Origin of the sequence: Thioclava sp. F1Mire-8, from assembly GCF_002213165.1 — a bacterium.
Classification (GTDB): Bacteria; Pseudomonadota; Alphaproteobacteria; order Rhodobacterales; family Rhodobacteraceae; genus Thioclava; species Thioclava nitratireducens.
This window is the reverse complement of the sequence record NZ_NBNY01000001.1, coordinates 76,535-99,038: the sequence shown is the minus strand read 5'-3', so window position 1 is coordinate 99,038 and position 22,504 is coordinate 76,535. Positions and strand designations below refer to the sequence as shown.

23 protein-coding genes are annotated in these 22,504 nt (G+C 64.9%); 9 read left to right on the top strand and 14 right to left on the bottom strand.

Annotated elements, in window-relative coordinates; translation table 11 throughout:
* Positions 1–37: 37 nt before the first annotated feature.
* Both B6V75_RS00485 and B6V75_RS00480 read right to left on the bottom strand, forming a co-directional pair.
* A complete protein-coding gene (locus tag B6V75_RS00485; protein WP_088718379.1) occupies positions 38–1,399 on the bottom strand; it encodes an extracellular solute-binding protein in 1,362 nt (453 codons plus the stop codon).
* Between the two features lie 30 nt (positions 1,400–1,429).
* Positions 1,430–2,509, bottom strand: coding sequence for a LacI family DNA-binding transcriptional regulator (locus B6V75_RS00480; protein ID WP_088718378.1), 1,080 nt, complete (start codon positions 2,507–2,509; stop codon positions 1,430–1,432).
* Positions 2,510–3,026: 517 nt separating this feature from the next.
* Here B6V75_RS00480 and B6V75_RS00475 point away from each other — a divergent pair.
* Together B6V75_RS00475 and B6V75_RS00470 are read left to right on the top strand one after the other, a co-directional pair.
* Positions 3,027–4,106, top strand: coding sequence for a type III polyketide synthase (locus tag B6V75_RS00475; protein WP_088718377.1), 1,080 nt, complete (start codon positions 3,027–3,029; stop codon positions 4,104–4,106).
* The gene (locus B6V75_RS00470; protein WP_088718376.1) at positions 4,106–4,603 is read left to right on the top strand and encodes an isoprenylcysteine carboxylmethyltransferase family protein; all 498 of its coding nucleotides are present in this window, start codon (positions 4,106–4,108) and stop codon (positions 4,601–4,603) included. The genes B6V75_RS00475 and B6V75_RS00470 overlap by 1 nt, the downstream gene beginning before the upstream one ends.
* Positions 4,604–4,663: 60 nt before the next feature.
* Here the strand turns inward: B6V75_RS00470 and B6V75_RS00465 are convergent, their stop codons facing one another.
* Genes B6V75_RS00465 through pcaD form a run of 10 tightly spaced genes read right to left on the bottom strand, consistent with a single transcriptional unit; the run spans position 4,664 to position 13,417 of the window.
* Complete coding sequence (locus B6V75_RS00465) at positions 4,664–6,019, bottom strand: TRAP transporter large permease subunit (RefSeq protein ID WP_075777037.1); 1,356 nt, start codon at positions 6,017–6,019, stop codon at positions 4,664–4,666.
* Positions 6,019–6,501 carry a TRAP transporter small permease subunit gene (locus B6V75_RS00460; RefSeq protein ID WP_075777036.1) on the bottom strand — a complete coding sequence of 161 codons (483 nt, stop codon included), beginning with the start codon at positions 6,499–6,501 and terminating at the stop codon, positions 6,019–6,021. The genes B6V75_RS00465 and B6V75_RS00460 overlap by 1 nt, the downstream gene beginning before the upstream one ends.
* Positions 6,502–6,521: 20 nt before the next feature.
* A complete protein-coding gene (locus B6V75_RS00455; RefSeq protein ID WP_075777035.1) occupies positions 6,522–7,571 on the bottom strand; it encodes a TRAP transporter substrate-binding protein in 1,050 nt (349 codons plus the stop codon).
* A 47-nt stretch (positions 7,572–7,618) separates the two neighbouring features.
* Positions 7,619–8,788, bottom strand: a complete 1,170-nt coding sequence (pobA, locus tag B6V75_RS00450) for a 4-hydroxybenzoate 3-monooxygenase (RefSeq protein ID WP_088718375.1) — start codon at positions 8,786–8,788, stop codon at positions 7,619–7,621.
* Entirely contained in the window at positions 8,785–10,104 is a 1,320-nt protein-coding gene (locus B6V75_RS00445; RefSeq protein ID WP_168174415.1) for a lyase family protein, read from the bottom strand. Before B6V75_RS00445 ends, pobA begins: the two co-directional genes overlap by 4 nt.
* Positions 10,101–10,943, bottom strand: coding sequence for a 3-keto-5-aminohexanoate cleavage protein (locus tag B6V75_RS00440; protein WP_088719343.1), 843 nt, complete (start codon positions 10,941–10,943; stop codon positions 10,101–10,103). Before B6V75_RS00440 ends, B6V75_RS00445 begins: the two co-directional genes overlap by 4 nt.
* A gap of 3 nt (positions 10,944–10,946) precedes the next feature.
* The gene (pcaG, locus tag B6V75_RS00435; RefSeq protein WP_088718373.1) at positions 10,947–11,546 is read right to left on the bottom strand and encodes a protocatechuate 3,4-dioxygenase subunit alpha; all 600 of its coding nucleotides are present in this window, start codon (positions 11,544–11,546) and stop codon (positions 10,947–10,949) included.
* Positions 11,546–12,268 carry a protocatechuate 3,4-dioxygenase subunit beta gene (gene pcaH / locus B6V75_RS00430; protein ID WP_088718372.1) on the bottom strand — a complete coding sequence of 241 codons (723 nt, stop codon included), beginning with the start codon at positions 12,266–12,268 and terminating at the stop codon, positions 11,546–11,548. The genes pcaG and pcaH overlap by 1 nt, the downstream gene beginning before the upstream one ends.
* Positions 12,265–12,639, bottom strand: coding sequence for a 4-carboxymuconolactone decarboxylase (gene pcaC, locus B6V75_RS00425; RefSeq protein WP_206184168.1), 375 nt, complete (start codon positions 12,637–12,639; stop codon positions 12,265–12,267). Before pcaC ends, pcaH begins: the two co-directional genes overlap by 4 nt.
* Entirely contained in the window at positions 12,632–13,417 is a 786-nt protein-coding gene (pcaD, locus tag B6V75_RS00420; RefSeq protein WP_088718371.1) for a 3-oxoadipate enol-lactonase, read from the bottom strand. Before pcaD ends, pcaC begins: the two co-directional genes overlap by 8 nt.
* Positions 13,418–13,493: 76 nt before the next feature.
* Between pcaD and B6V75_RS00415 the strand changes: the two genes are divergently transcribed.
* The 4 genes from B6V75_RS00415 to B6V75_RS00400 all read left to right on the top strand — a co-directional run bounded on the left by B6V75_RS00415 (position 13,494) and on the right by B6V75_RS00400 (position 18,084).
* Positions 13,494–14,414, top strand: coding sequence for a LysR substrate-binding domain-containing protein (locus B6V75_RS00415; protein WP_075777028.1), 921 nt, complete (start codon positions 13,494–13,496; stop codon positions 14,412–14,414).
* Positions 14,415–14,584: 170 nt separating this feature from the next.
* A complete protein-coding gene (locus tag B6V75_RS00410; protein WP_088718370.1) occupies positions 14,585–15,529 on the top strand; it encodes a phosphoadenosine phosphosulfate reductase in 945 nt (314 codons plus the stop codon).
* 36 nt (positions 15,530–15,565) lie between these two features.
* Positions 15,566–16,411, top strand: a complete 846-nt coding sequence (locus tag B6V75_RS00405; RefSeq protein WP_088718369.1) for a hypothetical protein — start codon at positions 15,566–15,568, stop codon at positions 16,409–16,411.
* A 278-nt stretch (positions 16,412–16,689) separates the two neighbouring features.
* Positions 16,690–18,084 (top strand): MATE family efflux transporter, encoded by a 1,395-nt coding sequence (locus B6V75_RS00400; RefSeq protein ID WP_088718368.1) that lies wholly within the window; start codon positions 16,690–16,692, stop codon positions 18,082–18,084.
* 161 nt (positions 18,085–18,245) lie between these two features.
* Here the strand turns inward: B6V75_RS00400 and B6V75_RS00395 are convergent, their stop codons facing one another.
* Positions 18,246–18,704, bottom strand: a complete 459-nt coding sequence (locus tag B6V75_RS00395) for a hypothetical protein (protein WP_088718367.1) — start codon at positions 18,702–18,704, stop codon at positions 18,246–18,248.
* Between the two features lie 194 nt (positions 18,705–18,898).
* On the opposite strand from B6V75_RS00395, the gene B6V75_RS00390 reads away from it, so the two are divergent.
* Positions 18,899–19,138 carry a hypothetical protein gene (locus tag B6V75_RS00390; RefSeq protein WP_088718366.1) on the top strand — a complete coding sequence of 80 codons (240 nt, stop codon included), beginning with the start codon at positions 18,899–18,901 and terminating at the stop codon, positions 19,136–19,138.
* A 7-nt stretch (positions 19,139–19,145) separates the two neighbouring features.
* Here B6V75_RS00390 and B6V75_RS00385 read toward each other — a convergent pair whose 3' ends face one another.
* Positions 19,146–20,066 carry a LysR family transcriptional regulator gene (locus B6V75_RS00385; protein ID WP_240496878.1) on the bottom strand — a complete coding sequence of 307 codons (921 nt, stop codon included), beginning with the start codon at positions 20,064–20,066 and terminating at the stop codon, positions 19,146–19,148.
* Between the two features lie 120 nt (positions 20,067–20,186).
* Here B6V75_RS00385 and B6V75_RS00380 point away from each other — a divergent pair, with 120 nt between their 5' ends.
* Complete coding sequence (locus B6V75_RS00380; RefSeq protein WP_088718365.1) at positions 20,187–21,416, top strand: aromatic ring-hydroxylating dioxygenase subunit alpha; 1,230 nt, start codon at positions 20,187–20,189, stop codon at positions 21,414–21,416.
* A gap of 4 nt (positions 21,417–21,420) precedes the next feature.
* Complete coding sequence (locus B6V75_RS00375) at positions 21,421–22,491, top strand: hybrid-cluster NAD(P)-dependent oxidoreductase (RefSeq protein WP_088718364.1); 1,071 nt, start codon at positions 21,421–21,423, stop codon at positions 22,489–22,491.
* Positions 22,492–22,504: the final 13 nt, after the last annotated feature.

Sequence of the window (22,504 nt, the reverse complement as noted above, 5' to 3'; positions counted from 1 at the left end):
GCAAGGCGCGACCGCCCTGCCCCGGCCAGAGATCGGATCAGTTGATCTTGCCCAGCTCGTCGTTCATCTTCGCGACCGCATCCTCGGCCGAGATGTTGCCGTCGATGAAGTCGCGCACAACCCGGTTGATGACCTGGCTGTTGAGCATCTTCGAGGCCAGCGCGAGCTGCCCGTCTTTCACGCCCCAGCGCTGTGCAGTGTCGAGACCCTTGGTGATCTCGTCGACCACGGCCGGATCGTAGAGATCCTTGAGCGGCGCCTTGCGATCCACGCCCACCGGCAGGGTCGCCCAGAGCTTGGTGAACTTCTCCGGATCCTCATCGGTGCCGCGACGCGTCGGGAACTTGCCCTCGGGCGCGATCGACAGCGTCTGCTCGTAGCCGTCATTCATCGAGTAATCGACGAATTTCTCGGCCGCATCGGTGTCGGCGTCGGCGGTGATGGTGAAATAACGCAGGTCCGCCCAGCTCGCACCGTCGGGATTCGACGGGCCCGCGAGGTTGGTCACGACGCCGGTATCCTTCGACAGCTCGGTCGAGGTCGGATCGTCGTTGATCATCGGCGGGGCGCTGTCACGCAGACCGGCCAGTTCGTCGAGGATGAAGGGCGACCACATGATCATCGCCGCCTTGCCCGCGAAATACAGCTCGCGCGACTGCTTCCAGTAGTTCTCGCCGGGCGGGGAGGCGTCGGCCAGCTTCTTGTAGAAGTTCAGCACTTCGACCGTCTTCTTCTCGTCGAGCGGCTTGAAGCCGTCCGGCCCCACCGGCGAGACGCCGTTGGCGAGGAAGATCTGCTCGAGGATCTGGCTCATGTAGTTGTCGTCGACCTTGGTCGCTGCGACGAAACCATACATGTTCGGCGGATCGTTGAGCTTGTCGAGCGCGGCCTCGATCGATTTGAAATCGGTCGGCGGCGCGAGGCCCGCCTTGTCGAACAGATCCTTGCGGTAGAGGATCATCTGCGTCCAGCCATCGACCGGCACCGCGGCGTAATCGCCATCGGTCTCGACCATCTTCAGCGCGCCGGGCGCGAAGGTGGCCGGATCGAGCTTGTCGACCACGTCCGAGCTCGCCAGCGTGTCGAGAATGCCCGCATCGGTCCAGGGCAGCACGTTCTGCAGCGGCGTGTAGATCACGTCGGGCAGGTCCCCCGCCGCGAAGGCTGCGGTCGCGCGCTGGTTCAGGTCGCTTTCGGTGACCGGGATCACGTCGACGGTGATGCCGGTCTTGGCCTTGAAGTCGTCGGCCATCTGCTGCTGCTTGGCCAGACGCTCGGGCTGTTCCTCGGTGGTCCAGAACTTGATCGTCTGCGCCTGCACCGCGACGGCGCCCGCCATCAGCGCAAGTACGGTCGAGCCCATCAGCATCGCCGTTTTATGTCCAAGTATCGATTTCATTTACTTTCCTCCCGGTAGATTGCGTTACTCTTATGGGTCGACGGGCGGCCCGTCGGAGCCTCCCGGTTCCAGTTGCGCCGCCACCAGTTCCGTCAGCTCACCGGGCGGCGCACCACGGAGCTGCGCGATCAGCAGCGACGCGAGACGCGCGCCCGCATGCTGGCTGTCGACTGCGAATGTCGTGAGGGGCGGATCGACCATCCCGCCCTCGGGAATGCCGTCATAGGAGATGACCGACAGATCGCGCCCGATCGTCAGCCTCCGCTCGCGCGCCACGTCATAGGCGCCGAGCGCCGTCGCGTCGGTCGAGTAGACGATCGCCGTCGCGGGCTCGGCCAGGTCGAGCAACTGGCGCGCGGCCTCTGCCCCTTCCGCGCGGTTCGAGACCTCCATCACCTCGAGCGCGGGATCGAAGGGCAATCCGGCCTCTTCCAGCCCCTTTCGGTAGCCGTCTCGGCGCAACAGCGCGAAATTGTAGCTCGTATGCGACCCGGCGAAGGCGATGCGGCGATGGCCGAAACCCGCCAGACGCGCGACGGCGGCGCGCATCGCCCCCTCGCCATCGACGTCGAACCACGACAGGCCCGGATCGGGCTTGCCGTGACCGGTGCGGCCGAACAGAACGAAGGGCACATGTTTCGATTGCAGGAATTTCACCCTCGGGTCGACGACCTGCGTTCGCGGCAGGATGAAACCATCGACCTTGTGCTCCTGCAGAAGCCGCGTGACCGTATCCTCCATCTCCTCGCGCGAATTTGACGAGGCGATCGTCAGGGTCCAGCCTTCCAGCGAGGCTTCCTGCGTGATCCCGCCCAGAAAATCCGTAAGGAACGGGCCGTAGCGGTCCGGTGCGTCCAGTTCGAGCACCAGGCCCAGCGCCCGTACCCGCCCCGTACGCACCGCCTGCGCATAGGGCATCGGCGCGTAGCCCATCTCGGCTGCCACCCGCGCCACGCGTTCGCGGGTTTCGGGCGAGATGTCGGAATAGTTGTTGAGCGCGCGCGACACGGTGCTCTTGGTCAGCCCCAGCGCCTGCGCAAGGTCAGAGATCCGAACCCGGCGCGGTGCCGGCTCGGACGGTTTCTTATCGGTGTCGCGAATCTCCTCCATGGCGAGAGACTAGGTCACCGAAACCGATTTCGTAAAGCCGAAACCGGTTTCGAAGCGCGATTTCAGCCTCAAGTCGCCGTGTGCCGCACTGCGGCGTCGCGGTCGCGGATCATTTCGGTTGGGGGCGCGCCGGTTTCGAGAAATCATTCAAAACCAAAGCCCTAGGAGGCGACTTTAAAGTGAAAGTATGCCGCCGCAGGTTCCGCTCACGTGCCTGCCTTTCGTCGATGACGAAAGCTGACCGTGGAACCGGTGCGCCAGCCAGCGATCACAGCTTGGTGTTGAGGTCGGAAAGCTGTGCAGATCCAATAACACGAAACCAAGTGCTTTCAGGCACCTACAAGGCGACCTTAAACCTAGAGGATAACGTCGCGTGTCCCCGCTTTCTCCTCCTTGCGGCTGAACCAAACCCGGCTCCGGGCCGTTGTCTTACAGGGTAGTCCAGCGCGCCCCCGAGATTTTCGAACAGTTTCCTCAAGGACTGACCAGCATCAGCCTTCAGCGAAAAGGAATTGCCATGTCAGTTTACCTCCACGGTCTCTCCACCGCTCTGCCGCCGCATTGCCTCGCGCAATCCGAGGTGCGCGAGCGGGCCGAGATCATCTTCGGCGAGACCTACCCGCAATTCGAGCGGCTCTCGAAAACCTTCGACACGGCGGGGATCGACCGGCGTTATTCGGTCGTGCCGATCGACTGGTTCTCGGAAGCCCACGGCTGGGCGGATCGCAACGCGGCGTTCATGGAGGGCGCGAAAGCGCTGTTCATCGACGCGGCGCAGGCGGCGCTCGACGCCGCAGGCTGGCAGGGTTCGGAGGTCGATTGCGTGGTCACCGTCTGCTCGACCGGCCTCGCGACGCCCTCGCTCGAGGCGCAGGTTCTGGGCGAGATGGGCTTTCGCGACGACATCATGCGCGTGCCGATCTTCGGCCTGGGCTGCGCGGGCGGCGTTTCGGGACTGTCGACGGCGCAATCCATCGCGGCGGGCCGTCCGGGCGCGAAAGTGCTGCTCGTCGTGGTCGAGACCTGCTCGCTCTCGTTTCGCGCCGACCGGATGCAGAAGGCCGATATCGTCGCTGCCGTCCTCTTCGCCGATGGCGCGGCTGCGGCCTGTATCAGCACCGAGGCGCCGGGCGCGGGTCAGGTGATCTCGCTCGGTCAGGGGCACCAGAAGACATGGCCCGACACGCTCGACATCATGGGCTGGGACGTGGACGAGATCGGCTTCGGCGTGATCTTCGACCGCTCGATCCCGGGCTTCGTCAATTCCGAATTCGCGACGGCGGCGGAGGGCGCGCTGCGGGCCGCGAACCTCGATCACGCTGATATCGACCGCTATGTCTGCCATCCGGGCGGCGCGAAGGTCGTGGAAGCGATCGAGGCCGCGTTGCATCTGGAACAGGGCGTGCTGGATGCCGAGCGCAACGTGCTGCGCGAGGCGGGCAACATGTCGGCGCCGACCATGCTCTTCGTGATGCGCGCGGTGTTGGATGCGGGCAAGACCGGGCAGATGATGGGCTGCGCGCTCGGGCCGGGCTTTACCGCCTCGTTCCTGCCCTTCCATGTCGGCCCGTCCCAAATCGAGGCGGAGGCCGCGTGATGTCCCTCCCGAGCGTTCTCTTTCTGGCCTTCATCATCGTCCAACGGCTGAGCGAGCTTGTCATCGCCAGGCGCAACACTGCGCGGCTTCTGGCGCGTGGAGCCCGTGAGGTCGGCGCGGCGCATTACCCGGTGATGGTCGCGATGCACAGCGCGTGGATTCTGTGCCTGATCGTCTTCGGCCTCGGCCAGCCCGTACACTTCGGCTGGCTCGCTCTCTTTGCGGTGCTGCAGGTGCTGCGCATCTGGATCCTCACCAGCCTCGGCGGACGCTGGACGACACGGATCATCATCCTCGAAGAGCCGCTGGTCGCGCGCGGGCCATTCAAATACGTCTCGCACCCCAATTACATGCTGGTCGTGGCCGAGATCTTCGTCGCCCCGATGGTACTGGGCCTGCTCTGGGTCGCAGTTCTGTTCACCGTACTGAACGCGGCGATGCTCTGGGTGCGGATCGGGGTCGAGAACGAGGCCCTCGCCCCGATGCGCGCGGGCTGAATGCGAAACGGGGGGCGATTGCGCCCCCCCGTTCCGTCTCATCCGCTTGTCTTGAGAGGATCAGCCACCAAGCACGCGAGGCAGCCACAGCGTCAGCGCCGGGAAGCCTAGCAGAAGCGCGACGCGCACGAGCTCGGACAGGAAGAACGGGAAGACACCGCGGAAGGTGGTGCCCATCGGAACGTTCTTCGCCAGCGCCGAGATCACGAAGACATTCATCCCCACCGGCGGCGTGATCAGCCCCAACTCCACCACGACAAGCGCAAGGATACCGAACCAGACCTTCAGCTCGTCGGTCGAGAGGCCGAAGCCAGAGCCGTCCGCCATCTGGTAGAGACCGCCATTGATCTCGACCAGCACCGGCCAGAAGAAGGGCAGCACCAGCAGGATCATCGACATCGAGTCCATCAGGCAGCCCAGCACGATCAGAGCGATCAGCAGGATCGCCATCACCATCATCGGCGGCAAGCCGGAATTAACCGCCATATCGGCAGCCGCTTGCGGCACGCCTGCCCGCGACATGAAGATCTTCAGAAGCTCCGCGCCCAGCAGGATCAGGTAGATCATGCCAGTGGTGCCCGCCGTCTCGAGGATGGACGAGCGCAGGGCTTCGCGCGACATCAGCCCGCGGAAGAGGCCGTAGACGAAGACCGCGAAGACGCCGATCGCAGCGGCGGGCGTCGGGTTGTAGAAGCCTGCATAGATGCCGCCGATGACGACGCCGAAGATGCCCAGCACCGGCAGCACGCCGCGCGTGGCCGCCCAGAACTCGGCCTTGTCCGACACGCCCTGCGCGGGGCCCGCGCTCGGCACGAGGCGGACATAGATCGCGATGGTCAGCAGGAACAGAGCGACCGCGATCAGGCCGGGCACCAGTGCCGCCATGAACATCGTGACGATATTGGCCTCCACGATCACCGCGTAGATCACAAGGATCACCGAAGGCGGGATCAGGATGCCCAGCACGCCGCCTGCCGCGACCGAACCGGTCGCGAGCGCGGGAGAGTAGTTGTAGCGCTCCAGCTCCGGCAGGGCGACCTTGCCCATCGTCGAGGCGGTTGCGAGCGAGGAGCCGCAGACCGCGCCGAAGCCCGCACAGGCGGCGATCGAGGCCATCGCGGTGCCGCCGCGCATCCAGCCGAACCACGCATTGGCGGCGCGGAACATGTCGCGCGACAGGCCCGTCTTGGTGGCCAGCGCCCCCATCAGGACGAACATCGGCACGACCGAGAGGTCATAGATCGAGAATTGACCGTAAGCGAGCGTCTTGAGCTGGCTCAACAAGATCGCCGGGCCGTTGATGATCGCGGTGCCCCCAGCGCCCACGAGGATCATCGCGTAAGCGATGGGCACACGCATGACGATAAGCGCCACGAGAATGGCGAGGCCAAGCAGGCCGAGAGTAATCGGGTCCATCAGGCACGCCCCGTCCAGTTGTCCCGCAGGCTCAGCGCTGCGGCGATGAAAAGTAGCGCAAGCGAGGCAAGCGCGGGAAGGTAAGCCCACCAGACCGGGATCTGCAGGATCGTGGTGGCGAGCGAATATGATTTCTGATCGAGCATCCCGAAATACATCCGCCACAGCAGAAGCGCGGCAAACCCCAGCGCCAGCACCGAGCCGATGGCCGAGAAGCGACGCTGCACGGCGGCGCTAAGTTTCGAGGTGAAGATATCCGCCGTGACGTTCTGATCGGCCAATTGGCAGTAGGGCAGGAACATGAAGGCCGCGATGGCGACCCCCATCTCCGTCAGTTCGAAGTCCCCCGCGAAGGGCAGCCCGATAAAGCCGCCCAACACTGTCCAGACGTTTACGGCGACGATCGCTGCAAGCACCCCGCCTCCGGCGAGGGCCCAGGCATAGATCGCCTTGCGCAAGAAAGTCTCAGTTGCAGAATGCATGATCGTCGCCGCTCCGTTGGTTACTGGCTCGCCAGGTTCTTTTCTTCTTCAGCGGTCAGCTCGCGGGCTTCTTTCACCAGCGCCGGACCGTCGATGCCCTGGCCTTTCACCTCGTCTTCCCAACGGGTGACGACCGGCTGCATCGCATCCTTGAAGGCTTGGGTCTCGTCGGCCGAGAGCGTGATCAGCTCGTTGCCATCGGCTTCGGCGGCCTTGATCCCGTTATTGTCGCTGGTGCGCCAGATCTGGCCGACTTCCTTCAGCCACTCCTCGTCGGAGGCCTTGCGGAACGCCGCCTTGACGTCATCGGGCAGGCTGTCCCATTTCGCCTTGTTCATCGACACCTGGAAGATCGAGGTGCCCAGACGCCAATGGTCCTGCCCTTCGATCTGGTACTGTGTCTGCTGCTGCAGCTTCAGCGCGGGGATGATTTCCCACGGGATCAGCGCCCCGTCGACGACCTTCTTCGACAGCGCCTGCGGCAGTTCCGGCACCGGCATCGCGACCGGCTGCGCGTTCAGCGCCTCGATCACCCAGGCCCCCGTGCGCGACGGCGTGCGCAGCTTCAGGCCCTTCACGTCGGCGGGGCTGTGAACCGGGGTATCGACGGTGTGGATGCCGTTGCCCGCATGGGCGTGCAGGAACATCACTTCGAGGCCCTTGTCCTCGTATTCCTGCTTCAGTTCCTTGTCGAACATGTCGCGCATCGCGAGGTTGGTCGCGGCCGGGTCGTTGTTATAGACCGTCGGCAGCTCGAACACCTCGGTCCGCGGGAAGAGACCCGGCGTGTAGCCGTTGAGCGTCCAGATCAGATCGACCACACCGTCGCGCGCCTGCTGCACGAGTTCCGGCGGGCGACCGCCCAGCGTCATCGCCGGGTAGATGTCGATCTTGACCTTGCCGTTCGACAGCTCTTCGACGCGCTTGGCCCAGGGCTCCAGCATCTGTGTCTGCACCGGCGCCTTGGCGCCAAGGAAATGGTGCAGCTTGAGGGTGATCTCCTGTGCGAAGCTCCCGCTTGCCCAGAGCATGGCTGCGGCGCTCAGGCCCAGCAGTTTCGTAAGTTTCATCGTTATTTCCTCCCTTTGTGCCCCTTGCGCGGGGGCGGTTCGGCCCGTCAGTAAGGCAGGCCCACGTAGTTTTCGGCAAAGCTCTTGCGTGCGGTCTCCGACATCTGGAGATATTCGAACTCCGCGCGCTGCATCCGGCGCTCGAACGCACCCGTTTCCGGGAAATCGTGCAGCATCGAGGTCATCCACCACGAGAAGCGCTCGCATTTCCAGACCCGCGACAACGCCGTCTCGGAATAGGCGTCGAGCCCTTCGGACGTGCCGTGGTTGTAGAACCGATCGAAGGCGCGGTGCAGATAATAGACATCCGAGGCCGCGAGGTTCAGGCCCTTCGCGCCGGTCGGCGGCACGATATGGGCGCTGTCGCCAGCCAGGAACAAACGCCCGTGGCGCATCGGCTCGGAGACGAAGCTGCGCAGCGGCGCAATCGACATCTCCAGCGGCTCGCCGGTGACCAGCGTCTCTGCCACATCGGCCGGGATGCGGGTGCGCAGCTCGTCCCAGAACCGCTCTGCGGGCCAGTCTTCCAGCTTTTCGCTCAGCGGCACCTGCACGTAATAGCGGCTCAGCGTGGGCGAGCGCATCGAACACAGCGCAAAGCCCCGATCATGGGCCGCGTAGATCAGCTCGGGCGCGGCGGGCGGCGTCTCGGACAGAAGGCCAAGCCAGCCGAACGGATAGGCACGCTCGAATTCCTGACGGTGGCTTTCCGGGATCGCCTTGCGCGACGGCCCGTGGAACCCGTCGCAGCCCGCGACGAAATCAGCGGTCAGGGTCTTCGCTTCGCCCTCATGGGTGAAATGCACGGTGACGCCGTCGCCCTCGATCCCCTCGATTGCCGTTACCTCGGCCTCGTGCAGCACGGTGCCGCCGCGCGCATCGCGGGCGGTGTAGAGGTCCTGCGTCACCTCGGTCTGGCCATAGACCATTACCCCTCGGCCCGTCAGGCTCTTGATGTCTATATTGAGCCGCTCGTCGTGCCACGAGATCTCGACACCGTCGTGGATTTCGCCCTGCCGGTCCATTCGCGCGCCCACTTCGGCGGCGCGCAGCAGATCGACGGTGCCCTGTTCGAGCACCCCGGCCCGGATGCGCGACAGCACGTAATCGCGCGAGCGGCGCTCCAGCACGACGCTCTCGATCCCGTGCAGGTCGAGCAATTGCGAAAGCAGCAGCCCGGCCGGGCCACCGCCGATGATGGCGACTTGAGTCTTCATGCGTTTCCTCCGCAAAGGTCATTGCAGCGCTGCGCGAAAGCGCGCGCCTGCGCCGGGGCCTGCCCTGCCGCGAGAAGCGGATCGGTCAGGATGTTCCCGTCGAGTTCGGGATGGGCGGCCAGAAGCGCCGCCACGGGATCGGGTGCGGCCATCGCCTCTTGCACCGCTTTCTTCGCCGCGTTGCGCGGCAGCGTCTTCGCGAGCGTAAAGATCGCGCGCTCGGCATAGGGGCCGAAGCCCGCAGCCTCGAGATTGGCGCGCATCCGGGGGGCGTCGGCCTCGAGCCCTTCCAGCATCTCTCCGGCAAGGCGCAGCGACGTGCCACAGGCCACGAGGATCGGGCGCAGGCTCATCCATTCCAGCGCCCAGGCGGCGCCGTCGCGGAACTGACCATGGAGCGCGGATTCAAACAGGCTCCCCTGCAGATGCGCCGCGTGACGCGCCAGCGCCACCAGCGCCTCGGCGGCCACGGGGTTCGATTTATGCGGCATGGTGGACGAGCCCCCCCCCGAGATCCGCACCTCGTTGATCCCCGATTGCGCGAGGGTCACGACATCCATGCCGATCTTGCCCAGCGAGCCGGTCAACAGCACCGCCTGCGCGCCCAGCCCGGCCATCGCGTCGCGGCGGCTGTGCCACGGCTGATCCTCGGCCTGAAGCCCCAGCGCCTCCGCCATGCGGTTACGTACCGCCTGCGCCTTGTCGCCCAGCGCCGCGTCGGTGCCGACGGCGCCATGTAGCGCGACCCGCCCAGCGCCCTGCATCACCGCCATGCGCGCCGCCGCGTCGATCAGCGGCTGGCCCCAGGACGCGACCAGCGCGCCGAAAGTCACCGGCAAACCGATCTGGCTGCGGGTTCGCCCGGCCATCACCGTCTCCGCCTCGCGCCCGGCCAGTTCACCGGTCACGCGGATCACGCGCCGCAGCCGCGCCGCGATCACGGCGAGCGCCTGCGTCATCAAAAGCGCCGTCGCACTGTCGATGATGTCCTGCGAGGTCGCGCCCCAATGGATCGCCTCCCCCGCCTCTTCCGACAGCTTGGCGCGCAGATCGCTCAGCAGCGCCGGAACCGGCACTCCGTCGCGCGCGGCGCCCTCGGCCAGTGTCGCCGGATCGGGCTGGTAACCGGTCAGCTTCTCGGCAATCTCGGTCGCCGCAGCCTCGGACACCACGCCTTCGGCCGCGCAGGCCTCGGCCAGCGCCACTTCGACGCGCACCATCGCCGCCAGCAATGCGGCATCGTCGAGCATCGCACCCAGTTCCGCATCGCCATAGAGACCGGACCAGAGCGGGCTGTCGAGGGGAGAGAGGCTCATGCGGCCCCCTTCATGGGCAGCGCGAGGATTTCGCGCGCCTGCTGCCATGTGGCAACCGGACGGCCCGCTTTTTCACACAGATCGACCGTGCGCTGGACAAGCGCCGCGTTCGAAGGTGCGAGCGTTTCGCGATCCAGCCGAATGTTGTCCTCCAGACCGGTGCGGCAATGCCCGCCGGTCTCGATGCACCATTGGTTGACGACCACCTGCCCCGGCCCAACGCCTGCCGCGCACCACGTCGCCTCGGGCAGAACGCGGGCGCGGGTCTCGCGCATGAAATCGAAGGCCGCGCGGTCGACCGGCATCGCGTTCTTCACGCCCATGACGAATTGCACATGGACATTCGCGGGCAACCGCCCGTCGCCGACCAGTTTCGCGGCCTGAAAGATGTGGCTGAGATCGAAACACTCGATCTCGGGGCGCACATCGTAGGTCTTCATCTCGCAGGCCAGCCAGTCGACCAGATCCGGAGGATTTTCATAGACCCGCGTCGGGAAGTTGTTCGACCCGACCGAGAGCGAGGCCATGTCGGGCCGCAAGGGCAGCATCCCGCCGCGCGTCTTGCCCGCGCCGGAGCGCCCACCGGTGGAAAGCTGCACGATCATGCCGGGACAATGTTCATGCAACCCCTCCATCAGTCGTGCGAAGCGGTCGGGATCGGAACTGGGCGAGCCGTCCTCGTTGCGGACGTGGCAATGCGCAATCGTCGCACCCGCCTCGAACGCGGCCTGCGTCGACTCGATCTGCTCGGAGATCGTGATCGGCACCGCCGGATTGTCGGATTGCTGCGGCACGGAGCCGGTGATCGCGACACATATGATGCAGGGATCCTGGGTCATGGCTCAGATATCGAAGAAGACTGTTTCGCCCGCACCTTGCAGGCGGATGTCGAAGCGGTATTCGCCCGGGCCGGTCGCCTCGGCGACCATCGTGGCGATCCGGTCGCGATGCTCGATCCGCGCGAGAAGCGGGTCGCCCGAGAGATCGTCCTCGGGGAAATACATCCGGGTGTGCAACCCGTGATTGATGCCGCGCGCGAAGATCCAGAACGAGATATGCGGCGGCGTCTCGCGGTCGCCCGAAAGCGCAATCGCGCCGGGCTTGATCGTTTCGAAAATGATCTCGCCCGTGCTGAAATCGGCGGGGATGCGACCGAAGCCGGAGACCGCCGGATCTGCCCCCTCCTGCCCCGGATAGATCCCGGCGGCATCGGCCTGCCAGGTCTCCACCAGACAATCGCGCAGCGGCAGATCGCCGCCATCGACGACGCGGCAGGTCACCTTGATCCGCTCGCCCTTCGCCTCCGGCCCGGCGATCTCGCGGCCCAGCGTCTCGAAAGGAGCCCCCTCGATGCCGCCCGCCTCGGGAGCGAGCCCGATATGGACGTAAGGCCCTGCCGTCTGCGAGGGCGTCAGGATCGGCTTGTCGAATTTCTGCACCATTACATGCCCTCCGGACGGTTCTCGAAATGGGTCTGGCGGTGGCCGCGCAGCACGATGTCGAAGCGATAGGCGATCGCGTCCATCGGTTTCGTCTCGCTCATGTCGAGCGCCGCCACGAGCCGGTCGAGTGCGGCCTTGTCGGGGATCGTCTGCGCGATCGGGCAGCGCGCGATCAGGGGATCGCCCTCGAAATACATCTGCGAGATCAGGCGCTGGCCGAAGCTGTGCCCGAAGATCGAGAAGTGGATGTGGGCCGGGCGCCATTCGTTCGGACCGTTGGGCCACGGATAGGCGCCGGGCTTCACGGTGCGGAACGCGTAGGAGCCGTCCTCGCCCGTGATCGTGCGCCCGCAGCCGCCGAAATCGGGATCGAGCGCCGCCAGATAACCGTCTTTCTTGTGGCGGTAACGCCCGCCCGCATTGGCTTGCCAGATCTCGATCAGCGCGTTCGGTATCGGACGGTTGTTCTCGTCGAGAAGCCGACCATGCACGATGATCCGCTCGCCAATGGCGCTGGTGCCGGGGCGGGCATAGTTCAGCAGCAGGTCGTTATCGAGCGCGCCGAGCTTCACATGGCCGAAGGTCGGCCCGGTCTCTTCGCTGGGCGAGCTGTCGAAGGCGATCAGCGCGCGCTGCGGGCTGCGCAGCACCGAGGTCTTGTAGGCCGGCGTGAAGAGAGGCGGGTGGATACCGGCCTCGCGGGGGATCAAACGACCGGTCATTGGCCCATCTCCTTCAGCGTTTCCTTGATGATCTTGATCGCGTGATTGGCGCGGGGCACGCCCGCATAGACCGCGACATGCAGCATCGCTTCTCGCAGATCCGAAGGCGTGGCGCCGGTATTGGCGGTGGCGCGGGTATGCATCGCGATTTCCTCGTGATTGCCCTGCGCCGCCAGAAGCGCGATCGTCACGATGGAGCGTTCGCGCGGCGTCAGGTCAGGCCGCGACCAGACCGAGCCCCAGGCGCCCTCGGTGATGAACTCCTGAAACGGCGCGTCGAACTCGGTCTTGCTCGCATCGGCGCGGTCGACATGGGCGTCGCCCAACACACGGCGGCGCGTTTCCATCCCTGCTTCATATCGCTCAGACAAGCTCGTGCTCCTTCAGAAATTCAGTGATGAGACGCGCGACGTGGTCGGGCGCCTCGATTGCGGGGATATGCCCCGCGCCTTCGATCAATTCGGCCCGCGCGCCGGGAATGTCGGCGGCCATCTCCATGACCTGTTCAGGCGGGGTCGCGCCGTCATGGCTGCCCGCGATCACCAGCGTCGGGGCGGAAATCTCGGGCAGAGCGTCGCGCAGATCAGCTCCGGCGAGCGCCTTGCAGCAATTCGCATAGCCCTTGGCATCCGTGCGCGCGACTTCCGTCACCCAGAGCGCGCAGTCGGGATGGGCGCGGAACGCGGGGCCGAACCAGCGCTCGATCACGCCGTCCGCCATCGCGGGCAGACCTTGACTTTCCACCGTGGCGATCCGCTCTGCCCAGCTTTCCTCGGTGCCGATCTTGGCGGCCGTATTGCTGAGCACCAACGCACGCACCCGCTCGGGGGCGATCCGCGCGATCTCCTGCGCGATCATGCCGCCGATGGAGCAGCCGACGAACACTCCCGCCTCGATACCCAGATGATCGGCGACCGTCAGCGCATCCTGCGCCAGATCGGTGATCGTGGGGGCGGTTTCGGAAGTCGCGCTCAGCCCGTGACCGCGCTTGTCCATCCGCACCAGACGATAGCCGGAGAGCGGGGCGACAAGGCCTTCCCACATCCGCAAATCGGTGCCCAGCGAGTTCAGACATATAACCGGGACGCCCTGCGCCGCGCCGTCTTCGCGGTAATGGATATGCCCCCAGTCGCAATTAAGTGCGTGCATCCTCTTCCTCCCACCATAATCTTTTCTGAAGTTTTCGCTTGAGCCAAATATAAAATGCACGTTAATCCATAACCCCATGGCTATGCATAAAGGTCTCAAGCTCCGTCACATCCGCGCCTTTCTCGACACGATCGAGGCAGGCGGGGTCTCGGCTGCGGCGCGTAAGCAGGGGATTTCACAGCCTGCCTTGTCGAAGACCCTCTCCGAGATGGAGGCGATGCTGGGCGGTGCGCTGCTGGAGCGACGCGGGCGGCGGTTGACCGTGACGCCGGCGGGCGAGGCGTTTCGTCGCCATGCGATTCAGGCGTTGCAGGAACTGGAGGCCGGCGCGGCTGCGCTCAGCGGCGACGGGATCGGCGACGTGATCAATGTGGGCGCGCTGCCGACGGTGGCGGGCTCGATCTTTCCGGGCGTAGCCCTCGAGTTCAGCCGCGCCCATCCGGGCACGCGGCTCTCGATCAGCACCGGGCCCAACCTGTATCTGCTCGACCGTCTGCGCTCGGGGGCGATCGACCTGATGATCGGACGGATGCCCGCCGCCGCCGACATGCCGGGGCTGCGTTTCGATTTTCTCTACGAGGAAGAGGTCATTCTGGCCGCGCGCGCGGGCCATCCATTCGCGCACCGCCCCGCCCCCGAGGCGCTGCGCCAATGCGACGTGATCCTGCCTACGCGCGGCGCGATCATCCGGCGCATCGTCGATGATTATCTGGGCGCGCAGGGCATCACCGAGCCGCGCTGCCCGATCGAGACCGTGTCGCTCGCGACCGGACTCGGGCTGTTGGAAGGGTCGGATATGCTGTGGTTCATCTCGCGCGGCGTGGTCGCTCGCGAACTGGCCTCGGGGCTTCTGGTGAGCCTGCCGCTGGGCGCGCAGTTCATGTCGGGCGCTGTCGGCTTGACGATGAAGCACGAGATGACCGAGCGCCCCGAGGTCGCCCGGCTGACCGCGATGATGCATGAGGCCGCCCGGTTGCGCGCGGCCACGTCCGGCTGAGGCTTGGCCGAGCCGCCCTGCCCCAGTGCGCCAAGCCGCGTGCTGCAGGCTGGACCCCATTTGTGCTATCCGCCATATTGTGAACGATTTTTCATGATTTCTCGCCCCGAGAGACGCCCGACATGGCCACGATTTCGGGCCCCGCCAAACCGCCGAGATAGGTTACACCAATGCCTGATACCGTCTTGAAAGACCGCCAGATCGCCTGGACTGGGCAGCTCGAACGGATCGGGGCGGATCATGGTTTCTACCGCCGCCTCGATGCCGAGCATAAGGCACTATTCGTCGAGGGCGACGACACGCTGGTCGTGACCTTCGACAATCTCGACGATGCGCGCCAGAAGGTCGAAGAGCGCCTGCCCTGGGGCGTGAATTTCATCAACTCGCAGGGCTGGTCGGCGCTTGGCATCGGGGCGCATGGCTGGACATGGTACCGCGCCGAAGCGGTCTATGATTTCTTCGACGAGATGCGCGAGACCGGATTTTTCGAGCGGTTCCGCCGCGTGGTGTTCTACGGCACCTCGATGGCGGGCTACGCGGCAGCGGCGTTTTCCTCGGCAGCTCCCGGCGCCACGGTGCTCGCACTCTCGCCGCAAGCCACGCTCGACCGCGACGTGACCGGCGGCTGGGAAGGGCGCTATCGCGCGGTCTGGCGGCGCAATTTCACCGATCGCTACGGCTATGCGCCCGATGAGGCCGCACAGGCGGCGCAGATGTGGCTCCTCTACGATCCGACGGTGCGCGAGGATTCGATGCACGCGACCTTGTTCCGCGCGCCCAACGTGACCCGGATCCGCTGTCGACGCTTCGGCCATCGACTGGGGTCATCGCTTACCGCGATGGGCGTTCTAAAACCGATCACGCAACGGGTGGTCGCGGGCGACGCGACCCCGGCGGAGATCTACGCTTTGCTGCGTGCGCGCCGCACCGTGCCCGCCTATCAGAAAACCCTGCTGAAACAGCTTCTCGCGATGAAGCGGCCGCGCCTGACCTATGACTATGCCCATGCGGTGCTGAGATCCTCCCACCCCGCGCGGCGACCGCATTACCGCAAGGCGATGGACGAGATCGCCAAGCAATTCGACTGGCCCATCTACACCCCGCCTGCCGTCTGACCGCCGCGAAAGACCTTCCCAATCAGGAGCCTACCCTTGTCCCAATTGCCGACGATCGCGACCCTGTGGATCGGTGACCGCCTGTCCTGGCTCGAACAGCTGAGCCTGAAATCCTTCGTCGACGCGGGCCATGATACCCTGCTCTATTGCTACAATCTGATCCCGAACGCCCCGCCCGGCGTGACGCTGCGCGATGCGCGCGACATATTTCCGGGCGACAAGATCATCCGCCACAAGCGCACGGGAAGCCCGGCTATCCATGCCGATCTGTGGCGGCTGCATCTGATGGAGAAGACCGATTACATCTGGGTCGATGCCGATGTGCTTTGCGTGAAACCCTTCGATTTCACCGATGATTACGTTTTCGGGCTCGAGAAACCGCACCTGATCTGCAACGCGGTGATGCGCCTGCCGGCGGAGTCGCAAACCCTGCGCGGGCTGCTGGATTTCGTGGCCGACCCTTATGCGATCGGGCCATGGCTGAAGGAAGAGCAGCAAGAGGAATTGCGCGCAGCCCGCGATCGCGGCGAACCGGTGCATTTCTCCGAGCAGGAATGGGGACTGACCGGCCCGGCCGCGCTGAGCCACTTCCTGCGCGAGACCGGCGAGTGGGACCATGCGCTCTCGCAACAGGCCTTCTATCCGATCTCCTTCAAGGACCGGAACAAGATGATCATGTCGCGCTTCGACGTGGAGGCGGATTTCCTCACCGACGAGACCTATGCAGTGCATATGTGGGCGCGTCGGATGAAACCGCGTCTGGAAGAGGCCGAGAACAACCGCCCCCGGCGCGGAAGCTACATGCACAAGGCGCTGCTGAAACACGGCATCACGCCCTCCGAAGCGCCGATCCCGCCGAAGGTGAAGCCCGTCGACGCCTGACGCAATGGCGCGTCGCCGCGTCGACATCGGCAACGCGCGCGCCCAAGGCGTGGCAGAGGGACATCATGCGCTGCGAGAAACGGATCCGGCCGAGCTGCGCCATATTGCCCGAGCGGTGATTTGCGGCTATCGAACGGACAGGTGCCGGGCACCTGCCGCCTGCAGACAAACGTCACGGTGAAGCCCGGAGCAAGATGACATCTCACCCTCGATGCATTTCGCAGGTGGGCAATGCAGGCACCCTCCCCATTCGAAATGCCTCTGCGGAGGAGTGAGCGATGTCTGTTGGACCCGCTTCGAACACTGTTGAAAACCGCTTCCTGACCCGCCCCGTCGGGCGATTGTTCCTCTCGAATGCGCTCCCCATGGCGGTTGTCATGTCCACCGGGGGGCTGTTGAACGTGATCGACGGCATCTTCGTCGGTCGTTTCATCGGCGCTGAAGCCTTGGCCGCCGTCAGCCTGGGCTTTCCGGTCGTCATGTTGCTCACCGCGCTGACCGCCCTGGGCGGCGGCGGCATGTCGAGCCTGCTCGCCCGCCATCTCGGAGCCGGCGAGCGAAGCAAGGCGGGCGCCGTGTTCGCCCGCGCGCACGGCTTGGCGCTCGCACTCAGCGCGGGGTTGATCGCCGCGGCGCTGACTCTCGGCCCATCCGTCGTCTCCGCCCTCGCCGCCGGGAACGAAGCGGTCGCGGCGGAAACACGCAGCTACCTGCTGATCCTTATCCTCGGCGCGCCGGTCCAGTTCACCTTGGGGCTGCACGCCGATGCCCTTCGCAACGAAGGACGCGCGGGGCTGATCGCGCTGCTCTCGGTGCTGGTGAACCTGCTGAACATCGCGGCGAACTATGTCGCGATCGTGCTCCTCGGGCTGGGCGTCGCGGGCTCTGCCCTCGGCACCGTGAGCGCGCAGATCCTCGGGCTGGCGCTGGTGCTGATCGTGCGGGCGCGCGATCGGGATTTGCTGCCGCTCGGGGCGCTCGTGCAGGCCAGTTGGCTGTCGGGATGGGGGCGGATTCTCGCGCTCGGCCTGCCGCTGTCGCTGACCTTCATCGGGATGGCGCTGGTGAGCAGCACCGTTCTTCTTCTGATTGGCACCACCTCCGCGGATCACGCGAGCTATGTCGCGGCCTATGGTGTGGTGACGCGCATCCTCGGGCTGGCCTTCCTGCCGCAGATGGCGATCGCGCTGACGACGCAGAGCATCACCGGAAACAACGTCGGCGCAGGCCGCATGGCGCGCGCCAGTGCGGCCCTGCGCCTCGCAATCGCCGTCGTGTCTCTCTGGTGTGCCGGTGTGGCGCTGACGTGTCTCGTCGCGGGTGAACCGCTTGGTGCGATGTTTTCGGAAGATCCGCAGGTCACGGCGGCAGTCGCCGCGATCCTGCGACCGATGACGGCGCTCTACGTCTTCACCGGGCCGATCCTCGTTCTCGCGATGCACTTTCAGGCGATGGGCCATCCGCTGCGGACGGCGGCGCTGACACTGGTGAAGCCCTGGTTGTTGGTGCCGGCCCTGCTGGTCCTCATGAATGCGCTGGCCGGTATCGAGGGCCTGTGGTTCGCCTTTCCGATTGCGGATGCAGTGCTGCTTGGCCTCGCGCTGCTCCTGATCAGGCGGGTCCGTCCTATCGCCTCCCTCTCGGCGGCCCCGTCTGCCGAGAAAGCGGCCTGACATCGCCGCTCCCGAGATCGCGTCGGCCGAGGCCGGATGACGCGGCTGCGAACGGACGCGCGCCCCCAACCGGGGCGCGTGTCTGTATGTGACCCGACCTTTCCAAATGCGATCTGCCCGCTCGCCTTAGCCGCCCACCAGTCGGCGACGAGATCGCGTTATCAGCCGTCGGACCGGTTCCAGACGGCGCTGGAAGACGCGGGCCTCAGGTCGGGCGGCGCGGTCTCGAGATAACGCCGGAACTGCCGGACCAATTCGTCGGCGATCACCGGCTTTTCGAATTCCGCGACGATGTTCGGGAACTTGGATCGTTCGAAATTGACGACCTCCGCACCGCTGCCGACGATGACCGCGGGAATCCCGTGCCGTTTCAGCCAGGGAAGCGCTTGGGCAGCGGCGGCTTCGTGCAGCGTGACGTCAATCACTGCCGCCAGAATCCCGCCCGGGCCATACGCCTTCAGCTCACTCACATCGCACGTCGCGCAATGCGCGACGCGGAATCCGGCCTCCTCCAGCACCTGCTCGAGGTCGAGCGCGAGGACTGTTTCACTCGTAAAAAGCACAACAGGGCGAGAACGAACCAGATCGCCTTGATATGTCTCTGCGTTCTTCTGTTCCATGTGTGAAGTCTAGCATGAATTTGAGGTTTTCGGTATTCATTTCAATTACATAAACTTAACACCCTCGGCCACTTGACAACCTTGACTGCGAGCAGTTCGTGACCTCCCTGCCCTCAATTGACAAACTTCTCGAAGATATTAACCTTGGGTAAGCTAATTTAAGTTGAGTAAGTTTAGTCGGTCCGGAGGGTTTCATGGCGAACGACCACGGCAAGCGCCTGACCAGACTCCAGATCATGGTTTCGGACGACGAAATCAAAGCACTGGATGACTGGCGTTTTTCCCAGCGGATGCCGAGCCGTGCTGCCGCCATTCGCGAACTGCTCCGACGCGGCCTCGGGGCCGAAGGCTATATCGGAGAGGCCGGCAAGCAAGGCGATTCCAGCAGTTTCGGCGTCATTGACGTCAACCCTGATAGCCCGACATCGCGGTGATGCGCGCTCAGGCGCTGGCCGTCGTGACGCTCTGCGCGACGAGCCAGTCGCGGAATTTCTTCGCCTTTGCGGAGGCACGCCGGTGAACCTTGATGTAGAAGCACTGCGGTGACACGACGCTTTCCGCCCCGAGCGTGACGAGCTCTTCGGCCTCGATCAAGTGACCCACGAGGCCGTCCCAGCCCAGCAAGGCGCCGATGCCTTCCTTCGCCATCTGCAACCCGATCATGTAATTGTTGACGGTGATCCGTTTGCCGGTCGGCTGCGGGCACCCAAGCTCGGACAGCCAGTCGGGCCATTCGGTCCAGCGATGGCGCTCGCGGGTGATGTGGATCAGCGGGACACGGTGCAGGTCATGCGCGGAGGCGATGCCGTAACGCGCGGCAAAAGCCTCCGAGCCGACCGCGCAGATACGGTCCTGAAAGAGCTGCGTGCAGCTTTCGTCCCCTTCGGGGAACACGCCGTAATGCAGGCTCAGATCGACGGTCGCTTCCAAATCCACCGCGTCGCTCACGATCTGCGAGACGTTAATTTCCGGGTGGGTCAGCCAGAATTCCGTCAATCTCGGGGTGAGCCAAAGCGAACTCACCGCGGTCGAGGCCAGCACCATCACGTCGTCTTCCGCGACGGGCCCGCGCATGTCGCGCACGACGTCGGAAATGGCTTCGAAGCTGCGCTGCACCGCGTTGAACAGATAGGCCCCGGCTTCGGTCAATTCGACGCCGCGATGCTGGCGGCGGAAAAGCTGCTGGCCAAGCTCCGTCTCGAGCGCCCGAATCTGATGGCTGACGGCCGTCGGGGTCACGTTCAGCTCTGAAGCCGCCGCCTTGAAGCTTAATTTTCGGGCAGCCGCCTCGAAACAATTCAGTGAGCTAAGCGAGGGAAGATCATAGGGGCGCTGCATGATGTCGGTTTCGAACCATTCCATGTCGAAATATGTCTTGGGTGAATTCAACTCACCCCGGATGAATATTTATGACGTTGAGAGGCACAAAAAAGCAAATTTGAAATGAGGTGAAATCACGCTTGGATAGGAAAGGCCGCGCCCGTGACACCTCCTCTTGCCGATCTGCTCGCACATCGCAAACCCGGATATTCGCTCGACCGGGCCTTCTATACCGACCCGGGCATATTCGAGGCGGATCTCGAGCATATCTTCTATCGCCAGTGGCTCTTCGCCATTCCCGCCTGCCAGTTGGTCAAGACCGGCGACTATGCGCGCCTGAAGATCGGGGCCTATGACGTCGTTCTGGTCAAGGGCAGCGACGGCGAGATCCGGGGCTTTCACAACAACTGTCGTCACCGTGGCTCGATCCTGTGCAAGACGAGCGCGGGCCGCGTGGCCAAGCTGGTCTGCCCCTATCACCAGTGGACCTACGATCTCGATGGCAGCCTGCTCTGGGCGCGCGACATGGGGCCGGATTTCGACCCGGCAGCGCACAGGCTGCGCCCGGTTCAGACCCGCGACCTCTGCGGTCTGATCTATATCTGCCTTGCCGATGACGCCCCCGATTTCGAGGCCTTCGCCGCGATGGCCCGCCCCTATCTGGAGGTCCACGACCTGCACCGGGGCAAGGTCGCCTTCACGTCTTCAATCATCGAGGAAGGCAACTGGAAGCTGGTCTGGGAGAACAACCGCGAGTGTTATCACTGCTCGAGCAACCACCCCGAGCTGTGCAACTCCTTCCCGCTCGACCCGGAAGTCGCGGGCGTTTCCCCAGATGGCTCGATCTCGAGCCGGCTGCAGGGGCATTTCGACCGCTGTGAGGCATCCGGCGCCCCGGCGCAGTTCCGTCTGGGTGGCGACGGCCAATACCGCCTCGCGCGGATGCCGCTGCAGGACAATGCCGTCAGCTACACGATGGACGGTCAGGCGGCGGTGCGGCGTCCCCTCGGCCGCGTCGCCCTGCCCGATGCCGGCTCGCTTTTGAAATTCCACTACCCGTCGACCTGGAACCATTTCCTGCCCGACATTTCGCTGACCTTCCGGGTGATGCCGATCAGCCCCACGCAGACCGAGGTGACGACCTGCTGGATCGTGGATCGCGATGCGGTCGAGGGGGTCGATTACGATCTGCAACGGCTGACCGAAGTCTGGATCGCCACCAACGATCAGGATCGCGAGATCGTCGAGGACAACCAGCGCGGCATCAATTCGCCGGCCTATACGCCGGGCCCCTACAGCCCGGAGTGGGAATCGGGCGTGATCCAGTTCGTCGACTGGTATGCCGCCACCATGACCCGCGCGATTGCCCCGCGCAGCCTCGCAGCGGAGTAGGCTCATGGCAGCAAATGCTCAACCGCTCCTTCAGTTCTGGACCGACGACGAACCGCTGGAATGCGTCAACTTCCTGCCCGAGGCCCCGAATACGGCGAGCTTCACCTTTCGCCCGCCCTCAGGGGCGCTGTTTCACTTCAATGCCGGGCAATTCGTGACGCTGGAATTGCCGGTGGCGGGCGGCCCGCTGCACCGGACTTTCACGATCTCCTCGTCGCCATCGCGGCCCACCTCGCTCACCGTCACGGTCAAGGCACAGCCGACCTCGCTCGGCACGCGCTGGATGCTCGACAATCTGCGCCCCGGCATGCGGATCAAGGCGTTGGGGCCTGCGGGGATGTTCTCGAACGTCGTGCATCCGGCGTCGAAATACCTGTTCATCTCGGCAGGCTCCGGCATCACCCCGATGATGTCGATGACGACGCAGCTCTATGATGCGGGCAGCGACCCGGACATCGTCTTCATCAACTGCGCGCGTCGTCCGTCCGAGATCATCTTCCGCGAGCGGCTGGAGCATATGGCCTCGCGCCTGCCCGGCATCGCACTGACATGGGTGGTTGAAGAGCAGGATCCCTACGCGCCCTGGACCGGGATCAAGGGGCAGCTGAACCAGCTCATCCTTGGCCTCGCAGCCCCCGATTACCTCGAGCGCGAAGTGTTCTGCTGCGGCCCCGAGCCCTTCATGCGCGCGGTGCGCGAGGCGCTGACCGGGTTGGGTTTCGACATGGACCACTACCATCAGGAGAGCTTCAACGCGCCGGTCGCCGACCGCCCCGTCGAGCCCGAAGACGACGTGACCCCCGACGAGGATGCCGCCGTCGAGGTCACTTTCGCCAAATCCGGCAAGACCGCGAAGATCAAGGAGACCGAAACCCTGCTCGCCGCCGCGAAAGCTGCGGGCGTGCCGCTGCCGTCCGGCTGCACTTTCGGAGTCTGCGGCACCTGCAAGATCAAGACCAAGGGCGGTCAGGTCCACATGGTCCACAATGGCGGCATCACCGATGACGAGATCGAAGACGGCTACGTCCTCGCCTGCTGCTCGAACCCGATCGGGGATGTCTCGATCGACGCCTGACGCCCCTGCCCTC